Source organism: Salibacterium lacus (assembly GCF_042684865.1).
Taxonomy (GTDB): Bacteria; Bacillota; Bacilli; order Bacillales; family Marinococcaceae; genus Salibacterium; species Salibacterium lacus.
In genome coordinates, this window is record NZ_JBHUML010000002.1 from 603,035 (window position 1) to 629,335 (window position 26,301).

Consider the following 26,301-nt stretch of genomic DNA (forward strand, 5'->3'; position numbering starts at 1 on the left):
ACCGTTCCCCTCTTATCATCAATAAGTAATCTGTGATACCTGTTCATATCACATTTCTGGACTTTTTAAACCCGCTGCCGGAAAGGCAGGTGTAATACAGGGCTCCTTTCCGGAAGCTCATGCTTACAGCGAATACAGGCTGCGGTATTTTGTTTCCAGGTAATCAAGCAGGTAATCCGGATTAATGGATTCACCTGTTGCCTCTTTTATAATTTCCGCGGGTGTTTTGCTTTTTCCGTGTTGGTGTACATGGTTTGTCATCCACTGTTTAACCGGAGCGGGATCTCCTTCACGCAGATGTGTGTCAAAGTCAGCAATATCACTGCGGACAGCGTAATAAAACTGAGCGGCATACATATAGCCGAGCGCATAGGAAGGAAAATAACCAAAAGCACCAAAGGACCAGTGTACATCCTGCAGCACCCCGCTGCTGTGATCCGGGGGCGTGATACCGAGATATTTCTGCATCTTTTCGTTCCAGATCTCCGGCAGATCCTTCACTTCAATGTCGCCGTTTATCAACTGTTTTTCTATTTCATAACGAAGCATAATGTGGAGCGTATACGTGAGTTCATCAGCTTCGATTCGAATAAGGGAAGGTCCTGCAGTATTAACCGCACGATAAAATTCATCCAGTGTCACATTATCAAATGCATGGCCCGCTTCTTCCCGGAGCATCTCAAAGTTATTTTCCCAGAAAGCTTTGGAACGGCCGACCATGTTTTCCCAGAATAAAGACTGCGATTCATGAATCCCCATGGAAGCTCCATCACTGAGTACGGTGGACTTCCATTCCTGCGGAAGATTCTGCTCATATAAAGCATGACCGCCTTCATGAATGGTGCCAAAAAGCGCGGTTCTAAAATCCCTTTCATCATAGCTTGTCGTCACACGGACGTCTGAAGGATTCAGGCCGAGAGCAAACGGATGGGCCGTTTCATCGAGCCGGCCTGCTTCAAAGTCATACGTCATCTGCCTCAGGATGTTACTGCTGACCGCCGTCTGTTTCTCTTTGGAAAACGGTTCAAACAGAAAGGAGGTGTCCGGTTTAACGGGCGAAGCAGCAACCTCATCCACAAGCGGCTGCAGCCGTTTATGCAGGCGGCTGAACACATCATCCAGCACCTCTGTTGTCATATCCGGTTCATAATCTACCAGAAGAGCATCATAGGGGTGTTTCTCGTATCCCCAGTATTCGGCAAACCTCCGGCTGAAATCCACCAGTTTTTCAAGATACGGACGAAGCATCTCAAAATCATTGGCTTCTTTTGCTTTTTCCCATACTGCTTCAGATTTCGCTGTTAAAATGCTGTATTCCTGATACTCCTCCGACGGAATCTGGACGGAACGGTCATACTGTTTTTTCAGTTCCTCCGCAGCTTTGCGGATCCAGGGCGTTACGTCTTCCTCTTTACAGGCCAGAATATGTTCGAGAAAATACGCGGTTTTATCAGAAGTCGTTAATTGAAAAAGTTCCGTCGACAGTCTGCCGACGGCTTCTGCGCGGTCGTCTGCCCCTTTATCCGGGATTTTTGTTCTTGCATCCCATTCCATCAGGCCGAGAGCCTGTTCATAAGCATTCATTGTATACATATGTTCAAGAAACTGCTGTTCGAGTTGATTATTGGTTTGACTCATTATTCCATGGCTCCTTTTTCCTCGTGTTACGGTAAGCGTATCATAAACGTCTGTCGTTATCATTTTTGAAAGTCCGCGGATTCCGTGTTATAACAGACAAGGAAAGGGAGGAGATATGTAGTGGCCTCATTTACTGTAAAAAAAGAAGCAGCCCGGTTGTACAAACAGGAAATGGAACTTGCAGAAGGGGATTATATACGGCTCTTTGTGAGGGTTGGAGGCGTAGGGTCCGGAGGTTACTCCATGGGAGTGGCAAAAGAAAAACCTGAAGCAGGATCCGATGTGCTTCAGGCAGATGGCATTTATTTTTTTGTGAACCCGCAGGATCAATGGTATATGAACGGAATGGTGGTATCCTATGATCCACAGATTGATTTACTGATATTTGAAAATCCCAATATACAGGATGTTACCAATCCGCGTTGACATCAAGACCATCTTCGGTACAGGTGATAATCCCAAGCTCGGTCAAGCTGTTTTTTCGCCTGGTTGATGGCCTGTTCCTTCGGTTCAGGCGATGCAGGTTCTTCCGGAACGTTCAACATTTTTTCCGCGTTTCCGATTGCCTGTTCAATCTTCAATAACGTTTGCAGGTCCTCTGCGTTCTGAATATAATGCAAACCTTTTCCCCTCCCTGAAACATACTACTCTATAAGCATATACAGCAAAGGGGTCCATTATGCTATTTTTTTGGCGGACGCTGTCCCCAGAATTGATAATAATCGGTCTTGATTTTCCCGTTATACAGCTTCCTCTTTTTTGTGGCACTGCTTCCGTAAAAGCTTTCAAAGGCTTCGTTGGAGGTAAGAATGTAAACAGACCATGTATCAAGTGGACGAAATACTCGTCCAATGTCTTCGTATAAAGCTTCCACTTCTTCCTTGCCGCTGAGGCGTTCTCCGTACGGCGGGTTGGATACAAGACAGCCGTACGGTTTGTCCGCTGTGAAGTCAACAGCCTGCATCTGTTTGAAATTCACTACCCCGTAAAGTCCTGCCTCCATGGCATTTTCGCGGGCCAAGTCCACAATACGATGGTCAATGTCCGACCCTTGTATATCAAGCGGCTGATCATAATCTGCTTTGTCTTCAGCCTCTTCCCTTGCCTCTTTCCACATGTCCACTCCAAGCCACTGCCAGGACTCAGCGGCAAATTCCCGGTTGAATCCGGGGGCAATCTGCTGGCCGATCAACGCGGCTTCAATCGGTATCGTTCCCGATCCGCAAAAAGGGTCGGCAAACGGACGATCCGGATGCCAGTTCGTCAGCATCACAAGCGATGCCGCCAGTGTCTCCTTCAGCGGAGCGGTATTCTGGACACTGCGGTAACCGCGTTTATGCAGACCTGCTCCGGACGTGTCGATGGTAAGGGTGACGGTGTCTTTGTGGAGCGCAGTTTCTATTTTGTATAAGCCTCCGTTTTCGGGAAACCACTCTTTTTGATATGTTTGCTTCAGCCGTTCGACGACAGCTTTTTTGACGATGGACTGACAATCAGGCACACTGTATAGCGTTGATTTTACCGAACGGCCGACCACCGGGAATTCCGCATTTGCCGGAAGAAGGGTTTCCCATGGTACGGCTTTTGTTTTTTCAAACAGTTCATCAAACGACACGGCGGTAAACTCGGCAGCTTTGAGTTTCACCCGGTCCGCTGTCCGAAGCCACATGTTTGTTCTTGCTATCGCCTGGGGTGGAGCCTGAAATTCAATCCGGCCGTTCTCTACCTGAACATCGGTATAGCCGAGTGCTTTAACTTCCTGGGCAACCAGGGATTCCAGACCCATCGTTGCGGTTGCTATTAAGGTGACGTATTCACTCATTGCATCTGCTCCTCTATTTTACGGCTTTTCCCATCTCGTTTTTTATTTCCTTTTATAAAGAAAAAACCCCTGTAAAAGGGGTTGACCGATGCCGTGACATTCATATAAGCCATGTTCTGTTCCGTTGTGCTTCCGGCGGTTATTCACCTCGCACTCCGGCTGCAGTCATCTATCTGCAGAGACATGATCTCTGCCCTTTCTTTCCGTTGATTTCCTTCCGAAAGGTTCCCCTACCAACATTTGGGTTTCCCGCTCGAGGGGTTTACCGCGTTCCACTCTGTTTGTTTCCAAACAGACTACGTCACTGTGGCACTTTAAAGGTATTACGGCCATATCCAGGCAGGACACAGGCCGGTTCCCCGCCATCGATCCGGGCACCGCCGGACCGTCCCGGCTTATTGTTTCGCCGGGCACGAACACTACAGCCGTCTCAGGCTGTGCGAGCATGGACTTTCCTCTACGCAATGCAGCGCAGCGACTGCCTGAATGTCAGCAGCATCATTTTACGGCACAATTATTATATCCTTTTGAGTCCGGTTTGACAAGCCCATATCAGTAAAATTCAGAAGGAACTTTTGTTCATCCTTACCGCTTTTTTCGACAGCTGGTCAGCGGTGCGGTTACGGGTGGACGGAATCCATTTGACAAAGCAGAGGCTGCACTGCTCAAGCAGCTCCAGCACTTCTGCCAGCAGTGGTTTATAAAGCGGATGCCTGGTGTGCTGTTTTTCCACTGCTTCATCCACGAGCTGGGAATCTGTATGAATCGATACACCAGCCCATTCTCTTTCCACACATATTTTCAAAGCTTCCCGTAATGCGGCAAACTCGGCTTCGTGATTGGTCATTGTTTCAAGCGGCAGGGTGTGATGCTCGCTTTCTTCTCCCGGACGTACAATAAAAATACCGGCGCCGGCCGGACCGGGATTTCCTGCACTGGCGCCATCAATGAACAGTTTGATCAAATCTGATCCCCCGCCGCTTCATTATTCATATGATTTTTTTCCGAATACCTCTTTTTCAAGATTGGAAAGACGCTTTAAAATATCATAATTTGTACCGCCGGTCTGAGCCATTCCCTGAGCAGGTGCTTCTTCCTGGGACTGACTGTTAGCCCGTGTTTCACGGCTGGAACCGGCCCGGGCCTGTTCCAGCTGCTGCTCCAGGTCCCGCACCCGTTGTTCGTACGCTTCATAATCCTGAATAACGGTGTCAAGAAACTGATCCACTTCGTCTTTATTATAGCCCTTCATGCTGCTTTTAAAATCCTGATCCAAAATATCTTTTCCTGTTAATTGTATATTATTCATTATATCCTTCACCCCGAATACCATAGCATTTTGATAGAAGTTGATATTCTACATTTTTTCAAACCTTCACTGAAAAGTCAATTTTCATTCGTTTTACTATTCCATGTCATCAGACATCCGCAGCATTTCTTCTTCCACCGTCTGCTGCAGATCATCCGGAGTGATGCGGTACACAGGATAATGTCCGGAGGCCGCTTTACGTTCTGCCGCGTCCAGGTAATATTCCGGGCTGCCCGGCTGTTCTTCTGTGTATAACACGAGCAGTGCATCGGTTTTCATAATGATAAAGTCGTTTTTGGCGCGGAGCTGTCCGGGATTTTCATATTCTTTTTTCGAAACGGCTTCGGCGTAGTCCGCCTTGGCGATGATTTTTTGATACCGCTCCCGGGCGTGGTCGGGCCAGATGCTGTCCTGATGAAGAAACGGCGGCAGGACGGCCAGGCGGATATTCAGCCCTTCTTCTTTCAACTCAATCACCACTTCCGCTGTCCACTGTTCCACCCCGGGCTGACCGGATACCACCACCCATTCCAGCCCTTCTTCCAGAAACCCGCCGATTTTTGCCTGTATGGTTTTCTTTATATAGGTGATTTCCTCAGCATCCGGGCTGAAAATCCCGAGTTCACGTGGTTTATACCCGCTTACCGCAAGCACTTTCATCCTTATTTCCCTCCGTTTTTTTCACCCTGCCCCGGCGGAATGTTTTCTTTTTCGACAATACCTTTCATCGTGGACGGAGTAAAGAGTAAGCCGCATTGTCCAAAAATGCGGATTCAGCACGGATGACAGAGGTTTATGCGCTTGCCCGGGAAATAATCAAATGAATCATTTCCCCGGACGTATTTTCCCGGTGAGACGTTTTCTTCGTTTCTCCAGATCATCCCGAAGCTCTGTGTTTTTGGCAAGAGTGAACGCCTCCTCCGTAAAATAAAGAGCTTTCTCTGCATCTTTATACTCGTGTTCCATATATTTGGCCAGTTCCACCGCTGCATCGGCAGCATGTCTGCCCCGGTGCTTCCATACGTTTTCCAGGTATGGCAGAGCATCAGCCGTCTGTTTCTGTTTTTTCAGAACAAGAGCAAGAGCATACGCATAGCCGGCATCCCACTCAGTTGACGTACGGATGGCTTTTTGGTAACACCAGGATGCTTTGCTCCATTCTTTCATCTGTTCAAACCAGCGTCCGATTTCATATGTTTCCTCCGGGGTCGTCCCTCCTTCGAGGACACGTTCAGACAGTTCGATATAGAGTGAAATGAGAGAGAGCACATCCTGCTCATTGTGTCCGATCACCCCTTCAATAAAGGCAGGATCCTGTTCCTTTAAATAATCGAAGTACAGCATCGGAGCAAGGTAGCCCGGGGTGTCATTTTCCCGGTGGAGACCGAGGATCTCTTCTTCCACCACAGACAGGCGGCAGGACGGGAGTACACGCTTAAACAGGCGGCGCGCTGCGTGAAGCAGGTCAAAATGTCCAAACTCAGGCAGCTTCGGTACTTCATGGCGGACGAATGTATGCCTGGTTTTCACCTGCGGCCAGTCGAAGGCCTTTCCATTATAGGTAGCGAGATGGTGAATGGAATGTTCCATCTCTGTTAAAAAGTGATAGTAAAAGGCGGCTTCTGATTCCGGCCCGGGCAGAAAATACTGCGTCACATGCACGCGGTCCTCTGAAAGCCATGCGCCGCCGAGCAGATATATCATATTCCCGGCACCGCTGTTGAGCCCCGTCGTTTCGGTGTCAAAAAAAAGAAGATCCTGAGGCCGGCGCCCTTCCGGCTTCAGAGGATGATCCGCTGTTTCCTGGGCCCACCGGTCGAACACCTGAAAAATGTCACCGAGACGGCGGCTGCCGTGCCGGTCATCAAGGCTGTACTGCTCCTCACGCCGCAGTACATACTGGTCATCAAGATACAGCGGGACAGCGTTCATGTTTTCCCATTCCGTTTGAAACGGAATGTCCTGCTGATATTTCGGCTGCTGCTTTTCCTGTTCAGGTTCTGCCGGTGTCTCTGTCCCGTCATGACTCATATGATGTTTCATCCGGTTCAGCTTATGCTTCAGCTTCAATCTGCTGTTCCTCCTCTAAGATACGGATCAGGCGCAGCGACAGCCTCTTGGCTTCTTCATCAAGGTTCAGATCAGAACCAACACAGGACGGGCATCCGGAAGTGCACGGGCAGGAGCGGATCAGCTTTCTGCAGTCGTTCAGAATGTTTTTAATATCTTTGTGGACAGCCGAAGACAAGCCGACCCCGCCGGGATACCTGTCATATAAAAAGATAGTGGGACGTTCAGAATGGGTCGCTTTCATCTGCGGCACAACGTGGAGGTCACTGCGGTCGCACATTACGTGGATAGGTGCAGTATGACGGAGTACGTTGGCGCATCCTATCAAGGCCTGTTCAAGAGAATTCCTCCCAAACTCCTTTACTGTCTCTTCGGGAAAACTGATCCAGCATGCGTTGGTGTGCAGTTCTTCTTCCGGAAGATGAATCGGACCGGACCCGACGTTTTCAAACGTCGTCATTTTTATTTTTTTGAAAACCGTGGCTTTCGCGTTGACCATGACATCACCAAAGGCTGTCGTGAAAGACGGGTGTTCAGATTTTCTGTCTTCTTCCAGCACTTTCAGATCAACGGCAAGGTTGGCGTCGGTGTAGTATTCCACCTCCACCTCTTCCACGTAGGCCTTCTTTTCCTCCCAGTCGAGCTCCCGGACCTGGTACTGAATACCCTGATGCAGGTAGACGGCGTTATCATGAAGAAGTGTCATCGCGCTGAACCGGTCCATTTCACCTATCACTTTGGCCGATCCGGTTTGTGTCTGGTCAATAATGACAACATTTTCCTGGGAAGCGGAACGGAGGCTGACACCGTGAGCCGGAAAGGCATCATTCATCCAGTACCATTTATGTCCCCTCTGGTGAAGCACCTGTTCTTCGGACAGGTAATCAAGCACCTCCTGTATGTCAACGCCGTCGAATGTTTCTCCTTCCTGAAACGGCAGTTCAAAGGCCGCACATTTCACATGATCGACGAGAATGATCAGGTTGTCCGGATCAATCCGCGCTGACTCCGGATTCTGTTCCAGAAAGAAAGACGGCTGCTGGATCATATACTGATCGACCGGCGTAGAATTTGCAACCATTACAATTAAAGACTCGTCCTGTCTTCTCCCGGCACGCCCGGCCTGCTGCCAGGCACTTGCAACCGACCCGGGGTACCCCGTCATGAGGCAGACCTGCAGCTGGCCGATATCGACCCCGAGTTCGAGGGCGTTTGTACTCACAACTCCCATGACATCGCCGGTACGGAGACCATGTTCGATTTCCCGGCGCTGTTTTGGAAGATAGCCGCCGCGGTAGCCTTGTATCGTTTTGGGACCAAGTTCCTTTTTTACGAGCTCCTGGAGATGAGTTAAAATCACTTCCACCGTAACCCTGCTTCGTGCAAACACAATCGTCTGAATGTTCTCTTTTAGAAAGCGGGAAGCAAGAGCATTGACTTCCGATACCGCCCCTTTTCTGATATTCAGTGCTTCATGAACAACCGGAGGGTTGTAGAACACAAAATGTTTTCTGCCGCGGGGGGCCCCGTTTTCATCAATTAAGTGAAACGGGCTGCCGGTTAACGATTCCGCCAGTTCACGAGGATTGGCAATGGTAGCGGAAGTACAGATAAACACCGGGGAACTTCCGTAATATTCCGCGATTCGTTTCAGACGGCGGATCACATTGGCAGTGTGACTTCCGAACACACCCCGGTACGTATGAATTTCGTCAATGACGATATATTTCAGATTTTCAAAGAGAGATACCCATTTTGTATGATGCGGAAGTACTGCCGAGTGAAGCATATCCGGGTTTGTCATAACCACGTGCCCCGCTTTGCGGATCACCTGTCTGATGCCCGCATCGGTGTCCCCGTCATACGTATAGCTTCTGATATCCTCCCCCATGTCCGCGATCAATTCATTCATCTCACTCTTCTGGTCCTGGGCAAGTGCTTTTGTCGGGAATAAATACAACGCCCGGCTCTCTTTGTCCTGAAGAATGGACTGCAGCACAGGAAGGTTGTAGCAGAGCGTTTTGCCGGAAGCGGTGGGAGTAACCGCCACGGTATTCCGGCCTTCCGAACCGCTTTTTTGCAGCGCCTCCGCCTGATGAATATACATCTCTGATATACCGCGCTGCATCAGCGCCTGTTTCAGTCTGTTATCCAGTGTATCCGGAAACGGCGACGTTCTGGGCGGCTTTTCTTCTATCGTATGCCAGTATTCGATCCGGCTGCTGATCTCCGGGTCGTTTTTCATCCAGTTCATTACTTGTTGAAGGTTCTGCTTCTGCATTCATTCGTTCACCTCTATAGTTTCATTATACCGAATATACGTTTGATTTCCAACGCATCGACACCGATAAATGAATCTTTATATAAATACTGTCCTTCTTCAAGTTATTTGTTCTGTATTAGTACAGTTAGTAAAAAAAAAAACAATAACGGCATCCCGTTATTGTAAAAGAGTAGAAGATTATATCCTGGTTTTATCTAAGGGTGTGATAGTCGTTGATCATCTCGAGAACGGTTTCTTCCTCTTCCTGAACTTTTTCTTCCTGCTGTTTCATCCTTCTCTCCATCAGTTGCATCACGCTCATCACGCCTCCATCTTTTAAATTGTTATAGTGTACTTCTCATTATACAAAGTTGTTATAAAACAGTCAACTTCTTTTTCAGAAATTTTCTAACACATCGATAATTCATAAGTACAGCGCATTAAAATGTCCTGCAGTAGTATACTGCAGGACATTTTAATAACAATTAGTCTACTCTTCATTCAAAATCATGGAGTCGATATGGTCCACCAGATTTACAATTTCCGGTTTGCTGATCTGGGCATCTGCCCCTACTTTTTCTCCTTTGTGGTAAAGGTCATCTGTGATCAGAGAGGAGAAAATGACGACAGGGAGCTGTTTTAGAGCCGGATGATTTTTAATCTTGTGTGTCAAATGATGCCCGTCCATTTTGGGCATTTCAAGATCTGTAATAATAAGATCCGGAAGGCCTTGTGTGTTTTCCTCCATCGATTCAATAAAGTCCCAGGCTTCTTTGCCGTCTTCATAGACATGGGAATTCACGTAACCGGACTCTTCCAGAACATCTTCAAGCATCTGCCTGAGTATCGGGGAATCTTCCACAATCATCAGCTGCTTCCGGGTCCGGTCTTTATATTGAATGCTTTTCGCCTTAGGCATACTGATCCCGGATTCCGGTGCAATATCCATTACAATCTTCTCGTAGTCCAGCAGCAGAGATATGTTTTCCTCCATTTTTACGATGCCGATTGTATTGGCGTCGTGGCCTTGGGACAGTTCCCCCGGCTTTTCAATCTGTTCCCAGGAAATCCGGTGAATCCTGGAGACAGAATGCACGTGAAACGCTACTTTCAGCTGGTTCAGCTCTGAAATAATGAATTTATCATTTTCAGGATCTTCCGACGGGGGATACCCGAGCACTTTGGCCAGGTCCACCACTGGAATGACCTCATCTCTAAGCCTTGCCACCCCCTCGAGGTGTGCGTGACGGTTCGGCGTTTCCGTTACTTCCACCGGCTGTATAATCTCTCTTACCTTTAAAACATTAATTCCGAACATACCGCTTCCTACGTTGAACATTACAATTTCCAGCTCATTTGTACCGCTTTCGAGCAGAATATCCGTTTGATTTGTAAGTGCCATGCTTTTACCCCCAACTGTTCATACAGCATTAGTACTTTTGTCTCTATTTTACCGGATTGACAGCGAACCGCAAGATATATTTTAATTTTTTTCGGTAAAATAGAACTTTACTACTGATTTTTCGGTCTCGAAAAGGTGTTCAAGCGCTGGATTCTATGTTGATTGTTAAGAGAACTGGTTTCTTACGAGAAGCCAGGGGCGCTCTTCTTCCCAATGCACTCTGCCGTTCACTTCAAAGGTGTTTTTGATATTGCTGTCATTCAACACCGTTTTTTTCTCCCCTTTTTGAACGATTTCAGCATTTTTCAATAATATGATGTTGTCCACTGAAGCGGGTATTTCCTCTATATGGTGAGTGACATATAAAAGGGCCGGAGCGTCTTCAAGGGACATGAGGGCCTCAACAGAGGATAAAAACTCTTCCCGCCCTTTGACATCGAGTCCTGTACAGGGTTCATCAAGCAGTAACAATTTTGGTTCGGCCATCCATGCTCTGGCAAGCATCGTTCTTCGTTTTTCACCTTGTGACAGGCTGGAAAATGTTCGTTGCTGCAAACCTTTGATTCCGAAAAAAGACATCCAGGAAACTGCTTTTTCCCTATCTTCCTCGGTTGTTTTTTCAAAAAGACCGACCGAAGCATAAAGACCGCTCAGCACGACATCAAGCGCGCTGTCGCTTGCACGGGTCCGGTAACGATCATCCAGTGCGTCGCTGACCCAGCCGATTTCACGGCGTAATGTTGGAATATTTATTCTGCCGTACTGCCCTTTCCAGCTTGTCACCGTTCCGGATGTCGGCCACACGTAACCTGCGATAATCTGCAGAAGTGTTGTTTTACCGGAACCATTCAGTCCCAGCAGTCCCCATTGTTCTCCTTTGTTCATTTCAAAAGTGATGTTCTTGAGCCTTGATTTGCCTCCGGAGGTGACATCGACGTGGTCGAAGGTTAGAAGCGGTGAAGAATCATTCATAGTATCCCTGCCTTATTGGTTGCTGATTTTTTTCTAAGCGTAACAAATTCAAGTGTTGATTTACAGAACAACCCTCTGTGAATAAAGAATTTAAATTTTTCTATACTCTATCATGAAGGAACTGAGAATCTATTTCCCTTGTACATATATTTGACTTTTATTGAAATCGTGTTAAATTAAAAGTGTTAAAAAAATATTTAATTAATCTAACAATCTTAACAAAAGGAAAGGGTGAAATGTTAACATATGTGTTAAGATTATCATTTCCGGGTGATTGTTTAGACGTCACACCGTCAACCATTGTATTTTGCTGCACTATGTACATCACTAAATTGAAGGAGGATCCATAAATATGTGGAAACGTACTATGCAATCTGTAACAGCTGCACTGATGCTGACTGGACTGGCTGCCTGTGGCAGTGATAGTTCAAGCGGTGAAAATGAAAATACAAATGAAAATGAGAGTGAAAATGCAAACGGTCAATCGGGATCGGAAGCGGACAGCAGCAGCGAAACCCTGCAGATGGGCCAGATCAACTGGGCTGAGAACATAGCCGTGACAAATATGTGGAAAGTTATTCTGGAAGACAGAGGATACGACGTGAAATTTAATAATCTGGATATGGGAACAACCATGAAAAGCGTGGCTGAGGGAAGTCTTGATATCAGTCTTGAAGTATGGCTTCCTGTTCAGGATCAAAATTACGTGGAAGAATACGACGATCAAATTAACTTTGCTGACGTGTCCTGGTATGATAACGCCAAAGTTGGTCTCGTCGTTCCAGAATACATGGAAGACATAAACAGTATCGAAGATCTTAATGCAAATGTGGAAAAATTCGAGGGTGAGATTGTTGGTTTTGACCCGGGTGCCGGTACAATGGAAGTGACAGAAGAAATGATTAACGAATATAACCTGGACCTTGAACTGTTCCCAAGTTCAGAGCCTGCCATGCTGGAAGAAATCAATCAGGCCATTTCCAGCGAAGAACCTATCGTTGCTCCACTGTGGAAGCCTCACCGGGTTTTTTCCCAGCATGATCTGAAATTCCTCGAGGATCCAAAGAACATGTATGGCGAATCCGAACAGATTTATCATGCGACCAGACAAGGGTTTGCAAAAGATTATCCAAAACTGGATCAATGGTTTAAAAACTGGAAAATGAACGATGAGGATATAGGTACATTGATGACGGCGGTAAATGAGGCGGAAAAACCGCTTGACGGCGCCGAAAATTGGGTGGAGAATAACCAGGATCTCGTGAACGAATGGGTAGAAGAATAATAATACGGCCCCGGCGGTGCAAATACTCCGCCGGGGCCGTTTTTATTGATTAACAGCAGTCGCTGTCTGGAGCGCCGCTCATGACGAGTCCGGGCTCCCCGTCTTCCGACGATTCAATATCGAGGGTAACCCCCTCCACGTGCGGAAGAATCTGCTGTTCAATTGCTACCTGGATACCATTAATCTCTCTTTTTTCGTCGTCTTCTGCCGGCTCATCCAGAGCCAGACCTATATTCGGTCCGCTTCAGCCCATACCGGAGAATACGACACGAATCGCATTCATGTCATGTTCTTCCATAACACCTTCGAGAAATTGTTTTGCTTGATCTGAAATTTCCATGTGTACTCACCTCTTTCTTGTTCCCCATTGTAGAGGAAACGTGCCTGTTTGAAAAGAACGACGCCTATTAAAAATGCCGGTGCCGGAAGCGGTGAAAATTAGCTCCTGCTATCCCTTTTACCGTGTCCTCATGAAAGCGCTGGAGCAGCCATTCCAGCAGATCAGGAAACCCAGCTGGAGATTCCATGCCGGTCGCCGTGTTGGCAATACCGTCAAAGTCAGAACCAAAACCGGTAATAGAGGCTGCCCCTAAACTGCAAAGATGTTCCACCTGCCTTCCAATATCCGAAAAATCCGCCTGGTCTGTACCATTTATGAAAAACGGATAAAACGTAAGACCGATAAATCCTTCCCGATGTACAAGGGCACGGACCTGCTCATCCGTCAGATTGCGGGGGTGATCGTGTAGCGATCTGACATTCGTATGGCTGACTGCTGTTTTACCGGCATATTCGAGAGCCTGCCAGAAACTCTGTTCATTGAGGTGGGCCGCATCCAGTACAATGGAGTGGTGATTCATCCATTCAATGATGTTTTTCCCCTTTTCCGTTAATCCGAATTGATTCGACTGCTCGCTGCCGGCTGCAAGCTGATTTCTTTCATTCCAGGTCAAGCCGGCCATCTCCAGACCGGCTTCTTTCAATCTGGCCCATTCTTTCAGATCGTCTTCAATAAGGGAGGCTCCTTCCAGAGACAGCATATAATCCGGATGCTGCTCATTCGGGTTCTGTACCGACTGCGTCATTTCCTGAAAAATCCGGAGTTCTTTATTCAACAGAGCATATTGTCTGTTCTGCGGCAGAGAAGGAGGAACAAAAAGAGCCGCATTCTGGAGATTCACTCCCCCTTGACGAAGAGTGCCTGCGTTGACAACAGAAGCAGTATTCTCCGCTGCTTTCCAAAGCACATCACAATGTGCGTCTGCAGTAAACATCATCTATCGAATCCTTTTTTGTCATGGTATGCAGGGAGTACTTAAACCTTTCTTATCATTTTCAGGCCTGCTGCCACCATTTCGTTCTTATTTTTCACCATCCAGCCGAGTGTTGGATGATAATCGAGAGAGGGCTCGGGTTTAAGATGAAACAAAGACGTTTCATCCGTAAAAGCATAGACCGGTGCTGCTGTGTCATTTTGAGTTGGTTCTTCCAGAACCAGACGTACATCTACGTCCCCAGCTCACGAGCCGGACCACGCTGCCTCAATTCTCAGAGCAGCCGGTATATGGAACTTTGCTGCAGCATACTCTGCTCGGTCTGTCATGTTCATACGTACCATCTTTTATCCCCCCTTCCGTGCAGCCGGAATAAAAAAGCCGCCTGCAGCGCAGACAGCCTTTCTGCTTTTTATGAAAATGTCAACGGCAGTGGTCTTAATGTTACTTTTACCCTTTCAGGTATGTTTCCTTTTCTTTTTCCTTCGAGTAAGTGCTGGTACATTTTTTTCCCAGCGGCAGCATTCGCTGAATGTATTGTAATTCGATCCGGGTATTGATTATTTTCCAGCAGGTATAATACAACTTCAAATCCATTACTTTTCTTACTGCCAAGATCATGATCAAGTGACAGATGAGAAACATGCTGGTCATCTTCAAGCAGCAATATACATTCTTCTGCTGTTTTAACAAGAATATGATCTTCAGGTCCAGGTCTCACATCGTCAAGGAAAATATTTCGTCGTTCCATTCTAATCATCCTTTACTGCCTTGATAACCTTGGGAACTGATCGATAGTGATACCTTCTTATTCTATCCTATCAAAATTCCGACATAAATCCAACAACACTATAACAATTTCTGGAGACCTTCCACGGCTGCTGTCAGCTGTTTTTGCATTTTGGCGTCCTGCCTTTCGTAGAACGACTCGTAAAGATCATCTGCCAATCTTTCATACCATTTCAACACTTCTTCCCATTCCGCTGTCATCCACTCTGCATACCGCTTTTTCAGTTCATCCTGGTATTTTTTTATATAGTCATCTCCGTGGGGACGCAGCACCTGTTCCAGTTCATCCTTAAGCTGTTTGTATTCTCCCTGCGTGAAAAAATCACGATAGGAACGGTATTTTTGTATAAATGGTAGATTCTTCACGGCTTCTGGAGGAAAAGAGTGAACATCTGCTTCCGGTATCTGCTGCTTTCTGTCTTTTTCTACAAAGGCTTCTGCAAGTTCTTCGGGAAATGCGCGGGCAGCGTCTTCCTGGAGACTCTTCCATTTTCGGTTCAGGAAATATTCCATCCGTATCATCGTCGCACGTACTTCTTCAGCAAACAAATGAAACAATAAAGTGATGAGCTCGTTGACATACCGGTGCAGCTGCGAAGAGAAATTTTCTTTTTGAAAACGGCCTGCATTCAATAGTTCTTTATACTCATCAAAATACCGGTAAAACACACGCTGTTTGACGTAAAACATCAATTCATCCAGTTCCTGCTCCACTTCTTTCCTGTCAATGGATATATCATACTGCTGGATCCATGTTTGAAAGGCTGTTTTTTTCTGCTTCACCTTTTCCTTTTCGAGCTCCTTCTCGTTCTCTTTCTGCTGGAGAAAAAGCTGTTGATTTCTCAGTGCTCCGACAGCAGATTCTATTTCCCGGTACAGCTCATTCTGCAGTGTTTGCTGCAGATGTTCTTCCGTGAAAGCATGGAACAAGTCGAGAAAGTTCGGCAGGCCGGATGTCCGCGCTTCTCCCCGGAGGGCTTTCCCTGCCGAAACCGGGTAGACCCACGGAGAAGCAATTCCCATCCGCTTGAGCTGATTGGCCGAATAACTCAGCACGTCCTGTAATTCCCTTTCAGAAGAAGCAAGATCCGCTGCGTTAACAAGAAAAAACATTTTATCATAAGAGAAATATTCTTTCGTCCGGCCGATCTGTTTTAAAAATTCCTGATCCGCCTTAGAAAAAGCATGGTTATAATAGCTGACATAAAGGAGGGTATCGGCTTCTTTCAGTTCACGAAATGCGGTCTCTGCATGTCGTCTGTAAACCGATCCAATGCCCGGAGTGTCTGTCAATATGTATCCGGAGCGGGTAAATGCGCAGTCGAAATATATCACAGCTGTATCGATGAGCAGTAGTTCTTCCTGGCGGCCAATCCTGTCCTTGTATGTTTTTTCATTCGTTATCTGATGCCGCCCCAGCCAGCTTTTGTTCGTCGAAGCTGTCTGATAATACATGTCGAGCAGATTGATTTCATCGGGATGTAAAAGGTCCAGTACAGCAGAGGTTTCCAATGTGTCCTCTTTTGTTTCTTTCTCCTTCTCCTCAGGCAGAAGCCGGCTGTTTTTCATATCTTCTTTTTGCTCCGGCCAGTCCCGGAATGTTTGCAGTTCATATCCAGCCCCACTCAGGATATCGTTCATGTCGTCAGTGATTCCTGCCTCTGACTTGTAGAAGAGTTCAACACTTCGATGAGGATGTTCAAGGTCAGGGGATTGTATCCGCTGCACACAGGCTGTCGTCGGACTCGCAGCAGCACCCAGCACCGGCTCGCCCAAAATCGCATTGGCAAGTGTAGATTTCCCCGCACTGAAACTTCCAAAGAGAGAAACCCGCCAGGTTTTTTCCCGCATCCGTTCTGCTTTTTTCTGCAGAGAATCCATCCGCTGCTTCATCTGCGGCATGTCCTGTATAAGAGAAACGGCCTGATCAGCCAGACGTGCTGATCCAAGGGTTGACTGCCGGCATGAAAAACCGGCACCACCCGAAACAGGCGGGTACAGCGTTCCGATGCTGATGGATGGCGTGTCGTAAACTATTGAAACAGGACGGCCGACTTCCTTCTTAGATGTATCAAAAGAAGCATCCACCCGAGGCACGGCACTATTTTCCAGCCGTTTCAGGTAATAATCAGCCGTGCCTTCAAGCCATGATAGCTTTTGATCCATTCGAGCGCGTATTTCCCGGGCTTCAAGCCAAAGCCTGTATTCTTTTTGAAGTCGTTCTGTTTCTGTTTTCTGGATGATACCAAGCGCGCGTTTCCACTCAGGCATCCATTCCCGCAGCAGTGCTTTATAATTTTTGCGCAGCTGCTCCGCAAGGTTCCGGGAGAATACGGCGCTGTAGTTTTCCCCGTGCCGGGAGCCGCTGCGCTGGGCTTCGGTGATTAATGCTTCATCCGGCTCCCGGTACAAAGAAAACAGCGTTTTTTTATGCTCCTGCTCTTGCAGATTGTAATACTGCATAATCTGCCGCATGTTCTGCTGAAGCGGAATGTCAATATAGTTCTGTACGTTTTCCCGGAGATTATCGAGCAGCCGTTTTTTGGTTTCTTCGAGTGCCGCATCCCCCCGTTTTGGCTGCAGCCATTTTTTCCAAATAGAAGTTTCCTTAAGAGAAATAAGATATTCTTCTGCTGCATTTCTTGTATGATAAGGAGTGATTTTGGCATTTTCGAAGAGACGATCCACCATCTTCATGACATAATATTCAAACTGCCGGTCCCAGAAAGGCACCGATTGAATACGGGTATCCAAGTCTGTTATCACCTGGTCGATTTCACGTGCGCTGTGCTTGGCTCTCTCGTTTTCCTGATACGAGGTTTCTTTTGATGTGTGATAACGGACTGCCTCTTCCACGATGCGGTATGTTTCAAGGGCAGCGTGCTGGTTCATCAAATATCCGGCTTCTTCCTTACCAAGATGAAAAAGCCGGCAGAGGGAAGCCCATTCCCCGGGTGAAGCATCGGGAAATTTGGCGGAAACGTAATACACGTCTGACACGTAAACCCGGCGCCTTCTCCACGAATCCATAATGTTTTGATGAAACGTTTCAAATGACTGTTCCTGCTCATCATGCTTATCCACTTGGTTCACAATCAATCTGGGAGATATGCCGCGTTCATTGATTTCTTTTAAAAGACCCTCGTTGCCGGCGGATTCCACCTGTTGATAATCGGTAACACAGCAGACGATATCAGCCTGCGTAAACGAGGAGAGGGCTTTCCTGCGATGCAGTGGATCTGTGGAATCCATACCGGGCGTGTCCATGATTTTGACATGCCCGGGGAGGTGGATATCCGGTGATTGAATGGACAATTCTTCCACATGACCGGAAAGAAACCAAGGGCGAAGATCTTCACCGGACGGGATCTCGTTCCACTGCCCTGTCTCTGCATCGCGATATTGATAGAACGTTTTGATGCTGTACTTAAGGTGAACGATATTGGCACTCGTCGGCACAGGGTGGGAAGGCAGAATATCCGAATCCATGATTTGGTTAAGAAGCGTGGATTTGCCGGCGGAAAAATGGCCGCAGCAAGCAATCGTCAAAAAGGTATCGGAGAGCTTTTCCGCAGTCGACGCTGCCTGCTGTTCCAATCCCGGCATGTGCTGAATAAGCGGGTCATGCTGCAGTTTAAAAAGCAGGCTGTCTAAGACGTCTTTTGGAAATTGATAATGATCAAAATAGTCCATGCGTTCCTTTTTTCCCATCCACTTTTCTTTTCGGGCCATCGATGGCATCCCTCCTTCTGTCTGCGTGCTGCCAATAGAAAAACCGGCTTGTGCTGCCGGCCGGTTTCACAGTAAAAAATCTTTTTCAAAGAGGTAGGAATAGGGGATATCAACAAACACATACAAATTTTCATTAATTGGATACGAATAAGTGCGTATACGTTCCTCCTTATGAATATCTGTATAAAGGTCTGAAAGAATTCCCTTTTTCTCAATGTTCATCCGTACAATATTTTCAAGAAAATAAGGACGCCAGCTCCAGTTCCGGTTCTTTTCTTCAAACTGATACTGCCACGTTCCTTCTTCATCAAGAAATGCGTTCCCTGACTGCTGGAACCCTTCATAATTACACAGGTATACCCGGAATGAAAGGTCTTTCAGCCCCTCAGCGATATGAAGGGTTAATTCATCAATATCTTCCGGGTTCTGTTTATCATTTACCGCCTGCTTCAGACGTTTGGATAACGTGTCCGTCAGTTCTATCTGTGCTTCGATTTTCTTTTTTTCAAAGAATAAAAAATCATTAAAATGCTTTCTCAACGTTTTTGCAAACGTCATTTTATCAAGAAACGAAGGCGCCGGTCGACCAAGATAGGAACCTTGAAAATAACGGGCACCGTGTTTCCATGCAAAATGCAGCTGATTGAATTCATTGATATTTTCAAAAAGAAGCGATGCCCCGATTTTTCCGGACAGTAGAGAAAGAGAATGCAGGGCCTCCCTGTACATTTCAGGGAAAGATTGATCAGCAAGAAATCCCAGATCCACTTTTACAATATCGGGGTTAAGATAGGAGATTTCTTCAAGCGGCGCACTGCTGCCACCGACATCATCAAGAGCTGTACGTATTCCCATGCTTTGTACGTATTGGATAAAATGCTTCAGCCGGGAGAGATCCCCTTCGAACTCGTGTTCTTTGCACTCAAGGACGAGCCGTGAAAAAGATAACCCTTGTTCTTTGTAGGAAGACAGTCTTTCAAAGAAGTGCTCACCGCCGTCAGCCAGAATCAAATCTACATCTATGTTCAGAAAAATTAATTCACTGCGGTCCTCTTCCAGAAAATACGTAAGAGCCTGATGATGAATTTGTTCTTCTATCTCCCGCCTATATTCTTCCGGGATGGATTTATCCTGAAAAAATGGACGGAGGCTCACTATGCCTTCTTCATCCTGATAGCGTCCCAGGACTTCATATCCTGTAATTTCCTGCCTGTCCGCACTTATAATGGGCTGCAGGTGAGGCATAACATTCTGTTTATTCATTACAATATCAAGTGCATCCATCTTGATCACCTTTACTTTTTGTACAATCTGCTAATCTGAAAAACAGAAAGGTCTGTATAATCGTACTGTTATACAGACCAAAGGAGAAACAAGTTACGCAAAATCATACGGAGTCTGCTGGTACACAAAGTAGTTCAACCAATTTAAAAACAATAAATTGGAATGAGCACGCCAGCGCAGCGGTGGATGCATCAGATGATTGTCTTCCGGGAAATAGTTGTCGGGCAGCTTAGTGGAAATACCGCGCCGTGCATCTCTTTCAAATTCGTCCCGAAGCGTTTCTGCATCATATTCGCTGTGCCCCGTAATGAAAATCTGACTGCCATCCTTGGAAGCGGCCAGATAAACCCCTGCTTCATCGGATTCAGACAAAATGTCGAGCTCGGGAACCTGCTCCACATCTTCTCTTCTCGTTTCGGTATAACGGGAGTGCGGGGCATTGAATATATCATCAAATCCCCGCATCAGGCTGTGATACGGTTTGTTTATATGATGCTGGAAAACGCCGAACAGTTTTTTATCCATCGGATGTTTTGGAACTCCGTAGTGATAATACAGGGCTGCCTGAGCTCCCCAGCAGATATGCAGTGTGGATGTTACATTGGTTTTACTCCACTCCAGGATTTTTTTCATTTCATCCCAGTAGTCCACCTGCTCAAACGGAAGTTTTTCAACCGGTGCTCCGGTTATAATCATACCATCGAACGTGCTGCTGCTGATTTCATCAATCGTTTTATAAAACGAAGTCAGGTGTTCCTGCGGTGTATTCTTGGAGCGGTGGGTGTCCGGGTGAAGCAGGGAAACATCAAGCTGCAGCGGTGTATTCCCAAGCATTCGTAAAATCTGTGTTTCAGTCGTTTCTTTTAAGGGCATCAAATTTAGAATAAGAATTTTAAGAGGGCGGATGTCCTGAGTATAGGCGCGACTTTCATTCATCACGAAAATATTTTCCTGGGTTAATATATCTTTTGCCGGTAAATGATCGGGTACTTTAATTGGCATACGTCTCTCTTACTCCTTATTCTTTTTCTATTTCTGTCGTCTTCTGCTGCATAAACTTTCTTAATTCTACAAAATATCATGAAATAGAAAAAGAATCAATCGACGCGAAAAGAGCATCATACAGATGGAGACTGCATCAGGAGCCGGCAGAACTATTTTCAGAGGTTGTAAGATTCCATGCAGCAAGTCCACTCCCGCTGTGATTGGTATAAGAAAGTTCGTAATGGCTGGAATCATTCACTTCAAACGCAAGGGTCCCTCTCCGGAGTCCTCCTGCGCGGATTTGTCCGCCTACGAGCCGCTTATCGTCATAGGAGGACAAATTTTCATACGTATGTCCGTCTCCGTCCGTTACGAGTATATTAAAAAGCGGGATTTCCTGCGGCTCCTCCGCCAGATTCCGAAATGAAAGGTCTGCGACCAGAACGCTTGATTCCTGTTCACCGGAAAAGTAGGCATCATGGACTGTGATGCTGAAGTTACCGACTTCAGCGGTTTCACCAGTCTCAAGTAGTCCGCTGGAACTGGCGGAGGCTGTCTGTTCTAACGATTGCTGATCTCCTGCTGTGCGCTGGGACTGAATAAACATTCCGCTGAAAATACCAAGGACAAGAACGAGTCCCAAAAGCAGCCATAGTTTTTTATCCATTTCCTTTTCTCTCCATTTCTTCCGGTGTATCTTTGACATGCACAAAACAGCGGATAGTACTCCGCGCGCTGCGCGTTATTTCCACCAGTTATCATGAACCGTGACCGGAAGCTGTCTTTTATGTTCGGTTTGTTTGTAGCGCCGGATGATCTGGTTTTTCACGTCTTCATCAATGTCTCTGCCTTCAAGAAAGTCATCTATTTGATCATAGCTGAATCCAAGGGCTTCTTCATCCGGAAGACCTGGTTTGTCGCTCTCAAGGTCTGCAGTAGGAACTTTTTCAAATGTAGCAGCGGGAGCCTCCAGTATTCGAAGAAGCTCTTTGCCCTGCCGTTTATCCAAACCATACAAAGGAGCTACATCACAGGCCCCGTCTCCGTGTTTTGTATAAAAACCGGTCAACGCTTCCGCTGCATGATCTGTTCCAATAACGAGGCAGTTGAATGCAGCGGCAATATCGTACTGCACTTTCATACGTTCCCTCGCTTTGGTATTTCCTTTGGTAAAATCGCTCATTTCCTTTCCTACTGCTTCGCGAAACGCTTCTTCCGATGCATCCACAGCTTTTTTAATGTTGACGGTGATCGTCGATTCGGGATCGATGTATTCCATCGCAGCTGCAGCATCTTCTTCATCAAACTGTATCCCGTATGGAAGACGAAGGGCTGCGAAAGTATAGGACTTAGTTTCTTCTTTATTCAGCTCCGTTACAGCCATCTGTGCTATTTTTCCCGCAAGCGTGGAATCCTGACCTCCTGATATGCCGAGCACGTATCCATCCATACCTGTATGTTTCAAATAGGATTTAAGAAAGTTTTTCCGTTCTTCTACTTCTTTTTCAGAATCTATAGAAGGTTTTACTTCCAGTTCCTGTATGATTGTTTGTTGATCAGCTTCCATCGTTTTCCCTCCTGTATCCGTCTCTGTTTATTTACCTGTTGTAGTCATGTTTTAAACATAATCGGCAGATGTTTCTGTAAAGCGGTGAAGCTGGGAGAGCATCCCTTCTTTTTTCATGATACCGACCTGGGTGCTGCCCAGCAGATCAAAATGGGGATAGGCTTCGCGGTTATGAATCCACTCCGGCTTCAGACCGTACTGCTTCCCCCATTCCGCCAGTTTACGCACATCGCTGCAACCTGCCTTTGTCACTGAATCATATTCAGGAAAGCGTTTATCATACCAAAAATGTGTGATGAACGCGATCTCCCCGTTCTGTACGCTTTCTTTCCATTCATTCAATTCCCTTTTTGTAATTCCAAACGCCAAGGTTCTTCCCCCTTTCTGTTATATCACATATAAGATGTGTCTTTGCCGGCAAAGGTAGAAAATATGACATTCCCTTTATTTCTTGTGCTGTTCATATGCTTCATGCCAGGCAGGGAGATGTTTTCTTATCGACAGCGGACGAAAAGATTTCTGATCTACACATACATGAGTGCTCGTCCCCTCTGCACAGCGCAGACCTTCTTCGTTGATGATGGAATAACCATACATGACACGGACGCCGTCATATTTTTCGATCCACGTATGGAGCTTAATCTGATCGCCATAACGGACCGGTATCTTATAATGCAGATCGATGTTCGTAACAGGAGAGATGACTCCTGCTTCTTCAAGTTCTTTATATGTAAAGCCCAGCTTTTTGATTAAGTGAGTACGTCCAAGTTCACACCAGACGACGTAGTTCGAGTGGTGTACAATGCCCATCTGATCCGTTTCTACGTACCGCACTTCAATATCAGTCACCGTTTCCTCCATGAAGTTATCCTCCCTTTTCCTATTGCTTATTCTCCCAGGCAGCCTTGACATCTTCCATAGTAAGAAGCCGGAGTTTTCGTTCTGTATCCGCCTCCTCCTGTGAAATACGAAGGGCCTGCTGCTGAAATAATTCTTCGCTCACATCTTCTGCCATCCTCGCATTTCCGGATGTATCCACTTCATTATACATAGCAGCAAGTTTCTCCTGTGCTTTCTCATCCATTACATATCCGTACCGGCTGCAGTACTGCATGGTGATCTGGAGAAGGTCTTCAGGTGAAAAAGACGGGAAATAGAAAGATTTTTTAAAGCGGGACTCGAGCCCCGGGTTAAGCTGAAACAATTCTTCCATAGGAGCGGGATATCCCGAAAGAATGACAACAAGATTTTCCTCGTGTTTTGTCATTTCTTCGACCAGCGTATCCAGTGCTTCCCTTCCAAAATCGGTTTTAGCGGCACCACCCAGTGCATAAGCCTCATCTATAAAAAGAACGCCGCCGAGTGCTTCGCGCACTTTGCGTTTTGTTTTCACGGCTGTCTGTCCGGTATATTCTGCTACAAGATCGCTTCTTCCTGCTATCATCAAATGGCCTCGTTTCAACAGTCCCAATTCCCTCAGGATGCCGGCGTAAATATTGGCTACTGTTGTTTTTCCCGTTCCGGGCGGGCCGTAAAAAACCGTGTGAAGCTGAATCGGCGCAGCGGGAAGATTTTTCTGTCTGCGCTGATTCTGGACCTGGATAAAAGCAGCCAGTTTCTTCATTTCCTGCTTTACATTTTCCAGACCAATCAATTCATCCAGCTGCTGCATCGGCTGTTCTTTTTTTTCATGACGTTCTTCCATGACAGGATCTTTCACGTCTTCCGCCGTTAGAATGGCAAAGTCGTCAATCGAGCCATTCGGAGCGTGGCCTACCGATGCTCCTTTTTGAAAAATGGCATCCATAATAATGTCTTTCACCGATCTGGCGTTTCCAAAACTTTCATCCACGTGAGCATTCTCGATTCGTTTCTGTAATTCCTGTCTGCCGTCCTCTCTCAATACAAAATCGTTATCCATCGCCGTCTGTTCGGCAATACGGATTAATTCATCCATCGAATAATCAGGCAGATGGATATGGTTGGTCTCAGGAAAGCGGCTGCGAAGACCGGGGTTAGCACGTAAAAACTGCCTCATCTCATCCGGATAACCTGCCATAATAACCGCAAACGTACCTGCATATTCACTGCTTGTCATGGCTGTTATTAAGGTGTCTATGGCAGTCTGCCCAAAATCATGGGACCCCATTCCATCCCGCTTCAAGCTGTAAGCTTCATCAATAAACAGTACGCCCCCTACTGCTTCTTTGACAAGGTTCATTGTCTTCTCTTCGGTCTGTCCGACGTAAGCACCGACAAGATGAGAACGGTCTGCTTCCAGCACTTCACTGCGCTGCAGCAGACCGAGTCTTTTATATATCGCAGCCAGCAGGTGGGCAAGCATGGTTTTGCCGGTCCCTGGGTTCCCGGTCAAAATCATATGAAGACTTCGTTCATCATGAAGGCTGTATCCTTTTTCTTTTCTGATTCTCTGGTACTGCAGATAATGATACAGACGGTGTACCCGGTGTTTAACACTTTCCATTCCAATGACCTGATCCAGTGTTGTAAGCGGATCCTCTTCTGCCCGGGAGGACAAACTCTCGTGATTCATTAACTCCTGCCAGCGCCGGCTGTATTCCAACAGTTCATTCAAAACCGTTTTCATCTTCTTCACTTGCTCCGGAGAGTAAAAAGAACCGGATACAGTATGAAGATATTCCTCCGCAGCTTCCTTTAATTGATGGTAACCGGAAAAAGCCTCATCCAGCAGATGGCGGATCGCAGTGAGATCTACATCATAAGCCTGTGCCGCCTCTTCAAGATAATCATCTGGATAATCCAGCCATTCCTTTATTCCTTTCAGATTTTCTATCTCGTGGTTTGCTGCATGCTTCAACTGTTCTGCAGCTTTTTTTCTGGCACTGCTCTGGTCCGTTTCCCTAATGGAAGGAAGAGGATACGTGAACACAGCATCTTTCATCGTAAAGAGCTGCTGCACTCTGGAAAGACTCTTCAGTACAGGTTCATTGCTGAAAAGTCTTTCTCCTTTTTGCAGCCAGCTTTTTACGAGTGGGTCAAACTGCTGATACTGGGAAAACCGGTCCCGCGCCATCAACCCGTACAATTTTGAGGCCAGCTTTCTCTCTTTTTGATGATCTTCATTTAACTGATGAAGCCATTCCCGAATGTCTTCAAGGGACATAAAAACCCGGCCTGCTTCCCAATCTTCAGCTGTCGACACGGCCTTTTGGAATTCCTTTTCATCCAATCTTTCCCTCTCCTTTCTTCCTCAAGGATTTCATTCATTCAAGAGCTGCCGTTCAGGTTACATATTATCCTTCTCAAGTTCTCTTGTCTGCAAGCGCGGCAGCCTCCTGCCGATAACCATAATAAGCAGAAGCCCCATTACACCTCCAACAGTATTTAGAAAAACATCGTCTACATTTGCCACACGGTGGGTGAAAATGTATTGGTTTATTTCAATAAATAAAGAAAGAAGGATGGATAAACCCGGCACCAACCACCATACTTTTTTACTATGTATCAGCAGTAATGCCGTTAATACTCCGAAAGGGGAAAACATTACAATATTACCTCCCAGAATGACGACAGGGTCTACTGGATCCGAGCTGTATACTGCGATACTGTAAATGCTGCGGAAAAATTCCAAATTGTAGTTTCTGCCCCCTGGTCCTACAGGTCCATATGAAGAACCATGATTCCAGGCAAACAGTGTAACATAAAATAAAACGGCCAAGTAAAGCAGAAGCAGTATCATAATGACCGGCTTTGCTTTTAAGACGTGCCGTTCTGTCTTATTTGAATTATACATATTTAAACATCCCATTTGTCCACTCCTGAAAATTCACTACCTGTCCCTTTTACTATTATCTGTTCTGCCTGCCTGTTTGACAAGTGAAATGCTGGATTTTATTTTTTAGATGCTATCGGATTTTTATATATTATT

At 46.4% G+C, this 26,301-nt stretch carries 23 protein-coding genes and 1 other RNA gene; 2 read left to right on the top strand and 22 right to left on the bottom strand.

From position 1 onward, the window contains the following. Nucleotides 1-123: 123 nt before the first annotated feature. Nucleotides 124-1,638 carry a carboxypeptidase M32 gene (locus ACFSUB_RS03815; protein WP_380711858.1) on the bottom strand — a complete coding sequence of 505 codons (1,515 nt, stop codon included), beginning with the start codon at nucleotides 1,636-1,638 and terminating at the stop codon, nucleotides 124-126. Between the two features lie 120 nt (nucleotides 1,639-1,758). Here ACFSUB_RS03815 and ACFSUB_RS03820 point away from each other — a divergent pair, with 120 nt between their 5' ends. Further along, nucleotides 1,759-2,064: an iron-sulfur cluster biosynthesis family protein gene (locus ACFSUB_RS03820; protein WP_380711859.1), complete on the top strand. Its 306-nt coding sequence runs from the start codon at nucleotides 1,759-1,761 to the stop codon at nucleotides 2,062-2,064. A 2-nt stretch (nucleotides 2,065-2,066) separates the two neighbouring features. Here the strand turns inward: ACFSUB_RS03820 and ACFSUB_RS03825 are convergent, their stop codons facing one another. The 10 genes from ACFSUB_RS03825 to ACFSUB_RS03870 form a co-directional block, all read right to left on the bottom strand. Next, a complete protein-coding gene (locus tag ACFSUB_RS03825) occupies nucleotides 2,067-2,258 on the bottom strand; it encodes a hypothetical protein (protein ID WP_380711860.1) in 192 nt (63 codons plus the stop codon). A gap of 62 nt (nucleotides 2,259-2,320) precedes the next feature. Continuing rightward, a complete protein-coding gene (locus ACFSUB_RS03830) occupies nucleotides 2,321-3,460 on the bottom strand; it encodes a THUMP domain-containing class I SAM-dependent RNA methyltransferase (RefSeq protein ID WP_380711861.1) in 1,140 nt (379 codons plus the stop codon). Between the two features lie 100 nt (nucleotides 3,461-3,560). Then, nucleotides 3,561-3,949, bottom strand: an RNA gene (rnpB, locus tag ACFSUB_RS03835) — RNase P RNA component class B. Nucleotides 3,950-4,022: 73 nt separating this feature from the next. Then, nucleotides 4,023-4,424, bottom strand: a complete 402-nt coding sequence (locus tag ACFSUB_RS03840) for a reverse transcriptase-like protein (protein ID WP_380711862.1) — start codon at nucleotides 4,422-4,424, stop codon at nucleotides 4,023-4,025. A 21-nt stretch (nucleotides 4,425-4,445) separates the two neighbouring features. Beyond that, nucleotides 4,446-4,769, bottom strand: a complete 324-nt coding sequence (gene gpsB, locus ACFSUB_RS03845) for a cell division regulator GpsB (RefSeq protein ID WP_380711863.1) — start codon at nucleotides 4,767-4,769, stop codon at nucleotides 4,446-4,448. A gap of 96 nt (nucleotides 4,770-4,865) precedes the next feature. Then, nucleotides 4,866-5,429 carry a DUF1273 domain-containing protein gene (locus ACFSUB_RS03850; protein ID WP_380711864.1) on the bottom strand — a complete coding sequence of 188 codons (564 nt, stop codon included), beginning with the start codon at nucleotides 5,427-5,429 and terminating at the stop codon, nucleotides 4,866-4,868. Nucleotides 5,430-5,594: 165 nt separating this feature from the next. Next, on the bottom strand, nucleotides 5,595-6,839 hold the full coding sequence (locus ACFSUB_RS03855; RefSeq protein WP_380711865.1) for a ribonuclease H-like domain-containing protein: 1,245 nt from the start codon (nucleotides 6,837-6,839) through the stop codon (nucleotides 5,595-5,597). Next, complete coding sequence (locus ACFSUB_RS03860) at nucleotides 6,823-9,120, bottom strand: DEAD/DEAH box helicase (protein WP_380711866.1); 2,298 nt, start codon at nucleotides 9,118-9,120, stop codon at nucleotides 6,823-6,825. The genes ACFSUB_RS03855 and ACFSUB_RS03860 overlap by 17 nt, the downstream gene beginning before the upstream one ends. 472 nt (nucleotides 9,121-9,592) lie before the next feature. Further along, nucleotides 9,593-10,504, bottom strand: a complete 912-nt coding sequence (locus tag ACFSUB_RS03865) for a chemotaxis protein (RefSeq protein ID WP_380711867.1) — start codon at nucleotides 10,502-10,504, stop codon at nucleotides 9,593-9,595. A gap of 165 nt (nucleotides 10,505-10,669) precedes the next feature. Further along, nucleotides 10,670-11,476: an ABC transporter ATP-binding protein gene (locus tag ACFSUB_RS03870; RefSeq protein ID WP_380711868.1), complete on the bottom strand. Its 807-nt coding sequence runs from the start codon at nucleotides 11,474-11,476 to the stop codon at nucleotides 10,670-10,672. Nucleotides 11,477-11,828: 352 nt separating this feature from the next. Between ACFSUB_RS03870 and ACFSUB_RS03875 the strand changes: the two genes are divergently transcribed. Next, nucleotides 11,829-12,761 carry a glycine betaine ABC transporter substrate-binding protein gene (locus tag ACFSUB_RS03875; RefSeq protein WP_380711869.1) on the top strand — a complete coding sequence of 311 codons (933 nt, stop codon included), beginning with the start codon at nucleotides 11,829-11,831 and terminating at the stop codon, nucleotides 12,759-12,761. A gap of 407 nt (nucleotides 12,762-13,168) precedes the next feature. On the opposite strand, the gene ACFSUB_RS03880 is transcribed toward ACFSUB_RS03875, so the two are convergent. The 11 genes from ACFSUB_RS03880 to ACFSUB_RS03930 form a co-directional block, all read right to left on the bottom strand. After that, nucleotides 13,169-14,038: a dipeptidase gene (locus ACFSUB_RS03880; protein ID WP_380711870.1), complete on the bottom strand. Its 870-nt coding sequence runs from the start codon at nucleotides 14,036-14,038 to the stop codon at nucleotides 13,169-13,171. A gap of 409 nt (nucleotides 14,039-14,447) precedes the next feature. Continuing rightward, nucleotides 14,448-14,786, bottom strand: a complete 339-nt coding sequence (locus ACFSUB_RS03885) for a cyclic-phosphate processing receiver domain-containing protein (protein WP_380711871.1) — start codon at nucleotides 14,784-14,786, stop codon at nucleotides 14,448-14,450. A gap of 98 nt (nucleotides 14,787-14,884) precedes the next feature. Continuing rightward, nucleotides 14,885-18,556, bottom strand: coding sequence for a dynamin family protein (locus ACFSUB_RS03890; protein ID WP_380711872.1), 3,672 nt, complete (start codon nucleotides 18,554-18,556; stop codon nucleotides 14,885-14,887). 66 nt (nucleotides 18,557-18,622) lie between these two features. Further along, nucleotides 18,623-19,840: an EAL domain-containing protein gene (locus ACFSUB_RS03895; RefSeq protein WP_380711873.1), complete on the bottom strand. Its 1,218-nt coding sequence runs from the start codon at nucleotides 19,838-19,840 to the stop codon at nucleotides 18,623-18,625. A gap of 93 nt (nucleotides 19,841-19,933) precedes the next feature. Further along, nucleotides 19,934-20,842 carry a homoserine O-acetyltransferase MetA gene (metA, locus tag ACFSUB_RS03900; protein ID WP_380711874.1) on the bottom strand — a complete coding sequence of 303 codons (909 nt, stop codon included), beginning with the start codon at nucleotides 20,840-20,842 and terminating at the stop codon, nucleotides 19,934-19,936. Between the two features lie 136 nt (nucleotides 20,843-20,978). After that, nucleotides 20,979-21,491, bottom strand: coding sequence for a DUF4352 domain-containing protein (locus tag ACFSUB_RS03905; RefSeq protein WP_380711875.1), 513 nt, complete (start codon nucleotides 21,489-21,491; stop codon nucleotides 20,979-20,981). A 75-nt stretch (nucleotides 21,492-21,566) separates the two neighbouring features. Next, nucleotides 21,567-22,391: an ammonia-dependent NAD(+) synthetase gene (gene nadE, locus ACFSUB_RS03910; protein ID WP_380711876.1), complete on the bottom strand. Its 825-nt coding sequence runs from the start codon at nucleotides 22,389-22,391 to the stop codon at nucleotides 21,567-21,569. Nucleotides 22,392-22,442: 51 nt separating this feature from the next. Continuing rightward, nucleotides 22,443-22,760: a hypothetical protein gene (locus ACFSUB_RS03915; RefSeq protein ID WP_380711878.1), complete on the bottom strand. Its 318-nt coding sequence runs from the start codon at nucleotides 22,758-22,760 to the stop codon at nucleotides 22,443-22,445. A gap of 75 nt (nucleotides 22,761-22,835) precedes the next feature. After that, nucleotides 22,836-23,252, bottom strand: a complete 417-nt coding sequence (locus tag ACFSUB_RS03920; RefSeq protein WP_380711879.1) for an acyl-CoA thioesterase — start codon at nucleotides 23,250-23,252, stop codon at nucleotides 22,836-22,838. Nucleotides 23,253-23,271: 19 nt separating this feature from the next. Then, nucleotides 23,272-25,602: an AAA family ATPase gene (locus ACFSUB_RS03925; RefSeq protein ID WP_380711880.1), complete on the bottom strand. Its 2,331-nt coding sequence runs from the start codon at nucleotides 25,600-25,602 to the stop codon at nucleotides 23,272-23,274. A 57-nt stretch (nucleotides 25,603-25,659) separates the two neighbouring features. After that, the gene (locus ACFSUB_RS03930; protein ID WP_380711881.1) at nucleotides 25,660-26,166 is read right to left on the bottom strand and encodes a VanZ family protein; all 507 of its coding nucleotides are present in this window, start codon (nucleotides 26,164-26,166) and stop codon (nucleotides 25,660-25,662) included. Between the last annotated feature and the right edge of the window lie 135 nt (nucleotides 26,167-26,301).

Excerpts from the sequence above, each read along its gene's own strand:
- ACFSUB_RS03815 (WP_380711858.1), bottom strand. The coding sequence starts at position 1,638 with ATGAGTCAAACCAATAATCAACTCGAACAGCAGTTTCTTGAACATATG.
- ACFSUB_RS03885 (WP_380711871.1), bottom strand. The coding sequence starts at position 14,786 with ATGGAACGACGAAATATTTTCCTTGACGATGTGAGACCTGGACCTGAA.
- metA (WP_380711874.1), bottom strand. The coding sequence starts at position 20,842 with ATGCCAATTAAAGTACCCGATCATTTACCGGCAAAAGATATATTAACC.
- ACFSUB_RS03870 (WP_380711868.1), bottom strand. The coding sequence starts at position 11,476 with ATGAATGATTCTTCACCGCTTCTAACCTTCGACCACGTCGATGTCACC.
- ACFSUB_RS03880 (WP_380711870.1), bottom strand. The coding sequence starts at position 14,038 with ATGATGTTTACTGCAGACGCACATTGTGATGTGCTTTGGAAAGCAGCG.
- ACFSUB_RS03930 (WP_380711881.1), bottom strand. The coding sequence starts at position 26,166 with ATGTATAATTCAAATAAGACAGAACGGCACGTCTTAAAAGCAAAGCCG.
- ACFSUB_RS03875 (WP_380711869.1), top strand. The coding sequence starts at position 11,829 with ATGTGGAAACGTACTATGCAATCTGTAACAGCTGCACTGATGCTGACT.
- ACFSUB_RS03890 (WP_380711872.1), bottom strand. The coding sequence starts at position 18,556 with ATGGCCCGAAAAGAAAAGTGGATGGGAAAAAAGGAACGCATGGACTAT.
- nadE (WP_380711876.1), bottom strand. The coding sequence starts at position 22,391 with ATGGAAGCTGATCAACAAACAATCATACAGGAACTGGAAGTAAAACCT.
- ACFSUB_RS03850 (WP_380711864.1), bottom strand. The coding sequence starts at position 5,429 with ATGAAAGTGCTTGCGGTAAGCGGGTATAAACCACGTGAACTCGGGATT.
- ACFSUB_RS03895 (WP_380711873.1), bottom strand. The coding sequence starts at position 19,840 with ATGGATGCACTTGATATTGTAATGAATAAACAGAATGTTATGCCTCAC.
- ACFSUB_RS03830 (WP_380711861.1), bottom strand. The coding sequence starts at position 3,460 with ATGAGTGAATACGTCACCTTAATAGCAACCGCAACGATGGGTCTGGAA.
- ACFSUB_RS03920 (WP_380711879.1), bottom strand. The coding sequence starts at position 23,252 with ATGGAGGAAACGGTGACTGATATTGAAGTGCGGTACGTAGAAACGGAT.
- ACFSUB_RS03860 (WP_380711866.1), bottom strand. The coding sequence starts at position 9,120 with ATGCAGAAGCAGAACCTTCAACAAGTAATGAACTGGATGAAAAACGAC.
- gpsB (WP_380711863.1), bottom strand. The coding sequence starts at position 4,769 with ATGAATAATATACAATTAACAGGAAAAGATATTTTGGATCAGGATTTT.
- ACFSUB_RS03865 (WP_380711867.1), bottom strand. The coding sequence starts at position 10,504 with ATGGCACTTACAAATCAAACGGATATTCTGCTCGAAAGCGGTACAAAT.
- ACFSUB_RS03905 (WP_380711875.1), bottom strand. The coding sequence starts at position 21,491 with ATGGATAAAAAACTATGGCTGCTTTTGGGACTCGTTCTTGTCCTTGGT.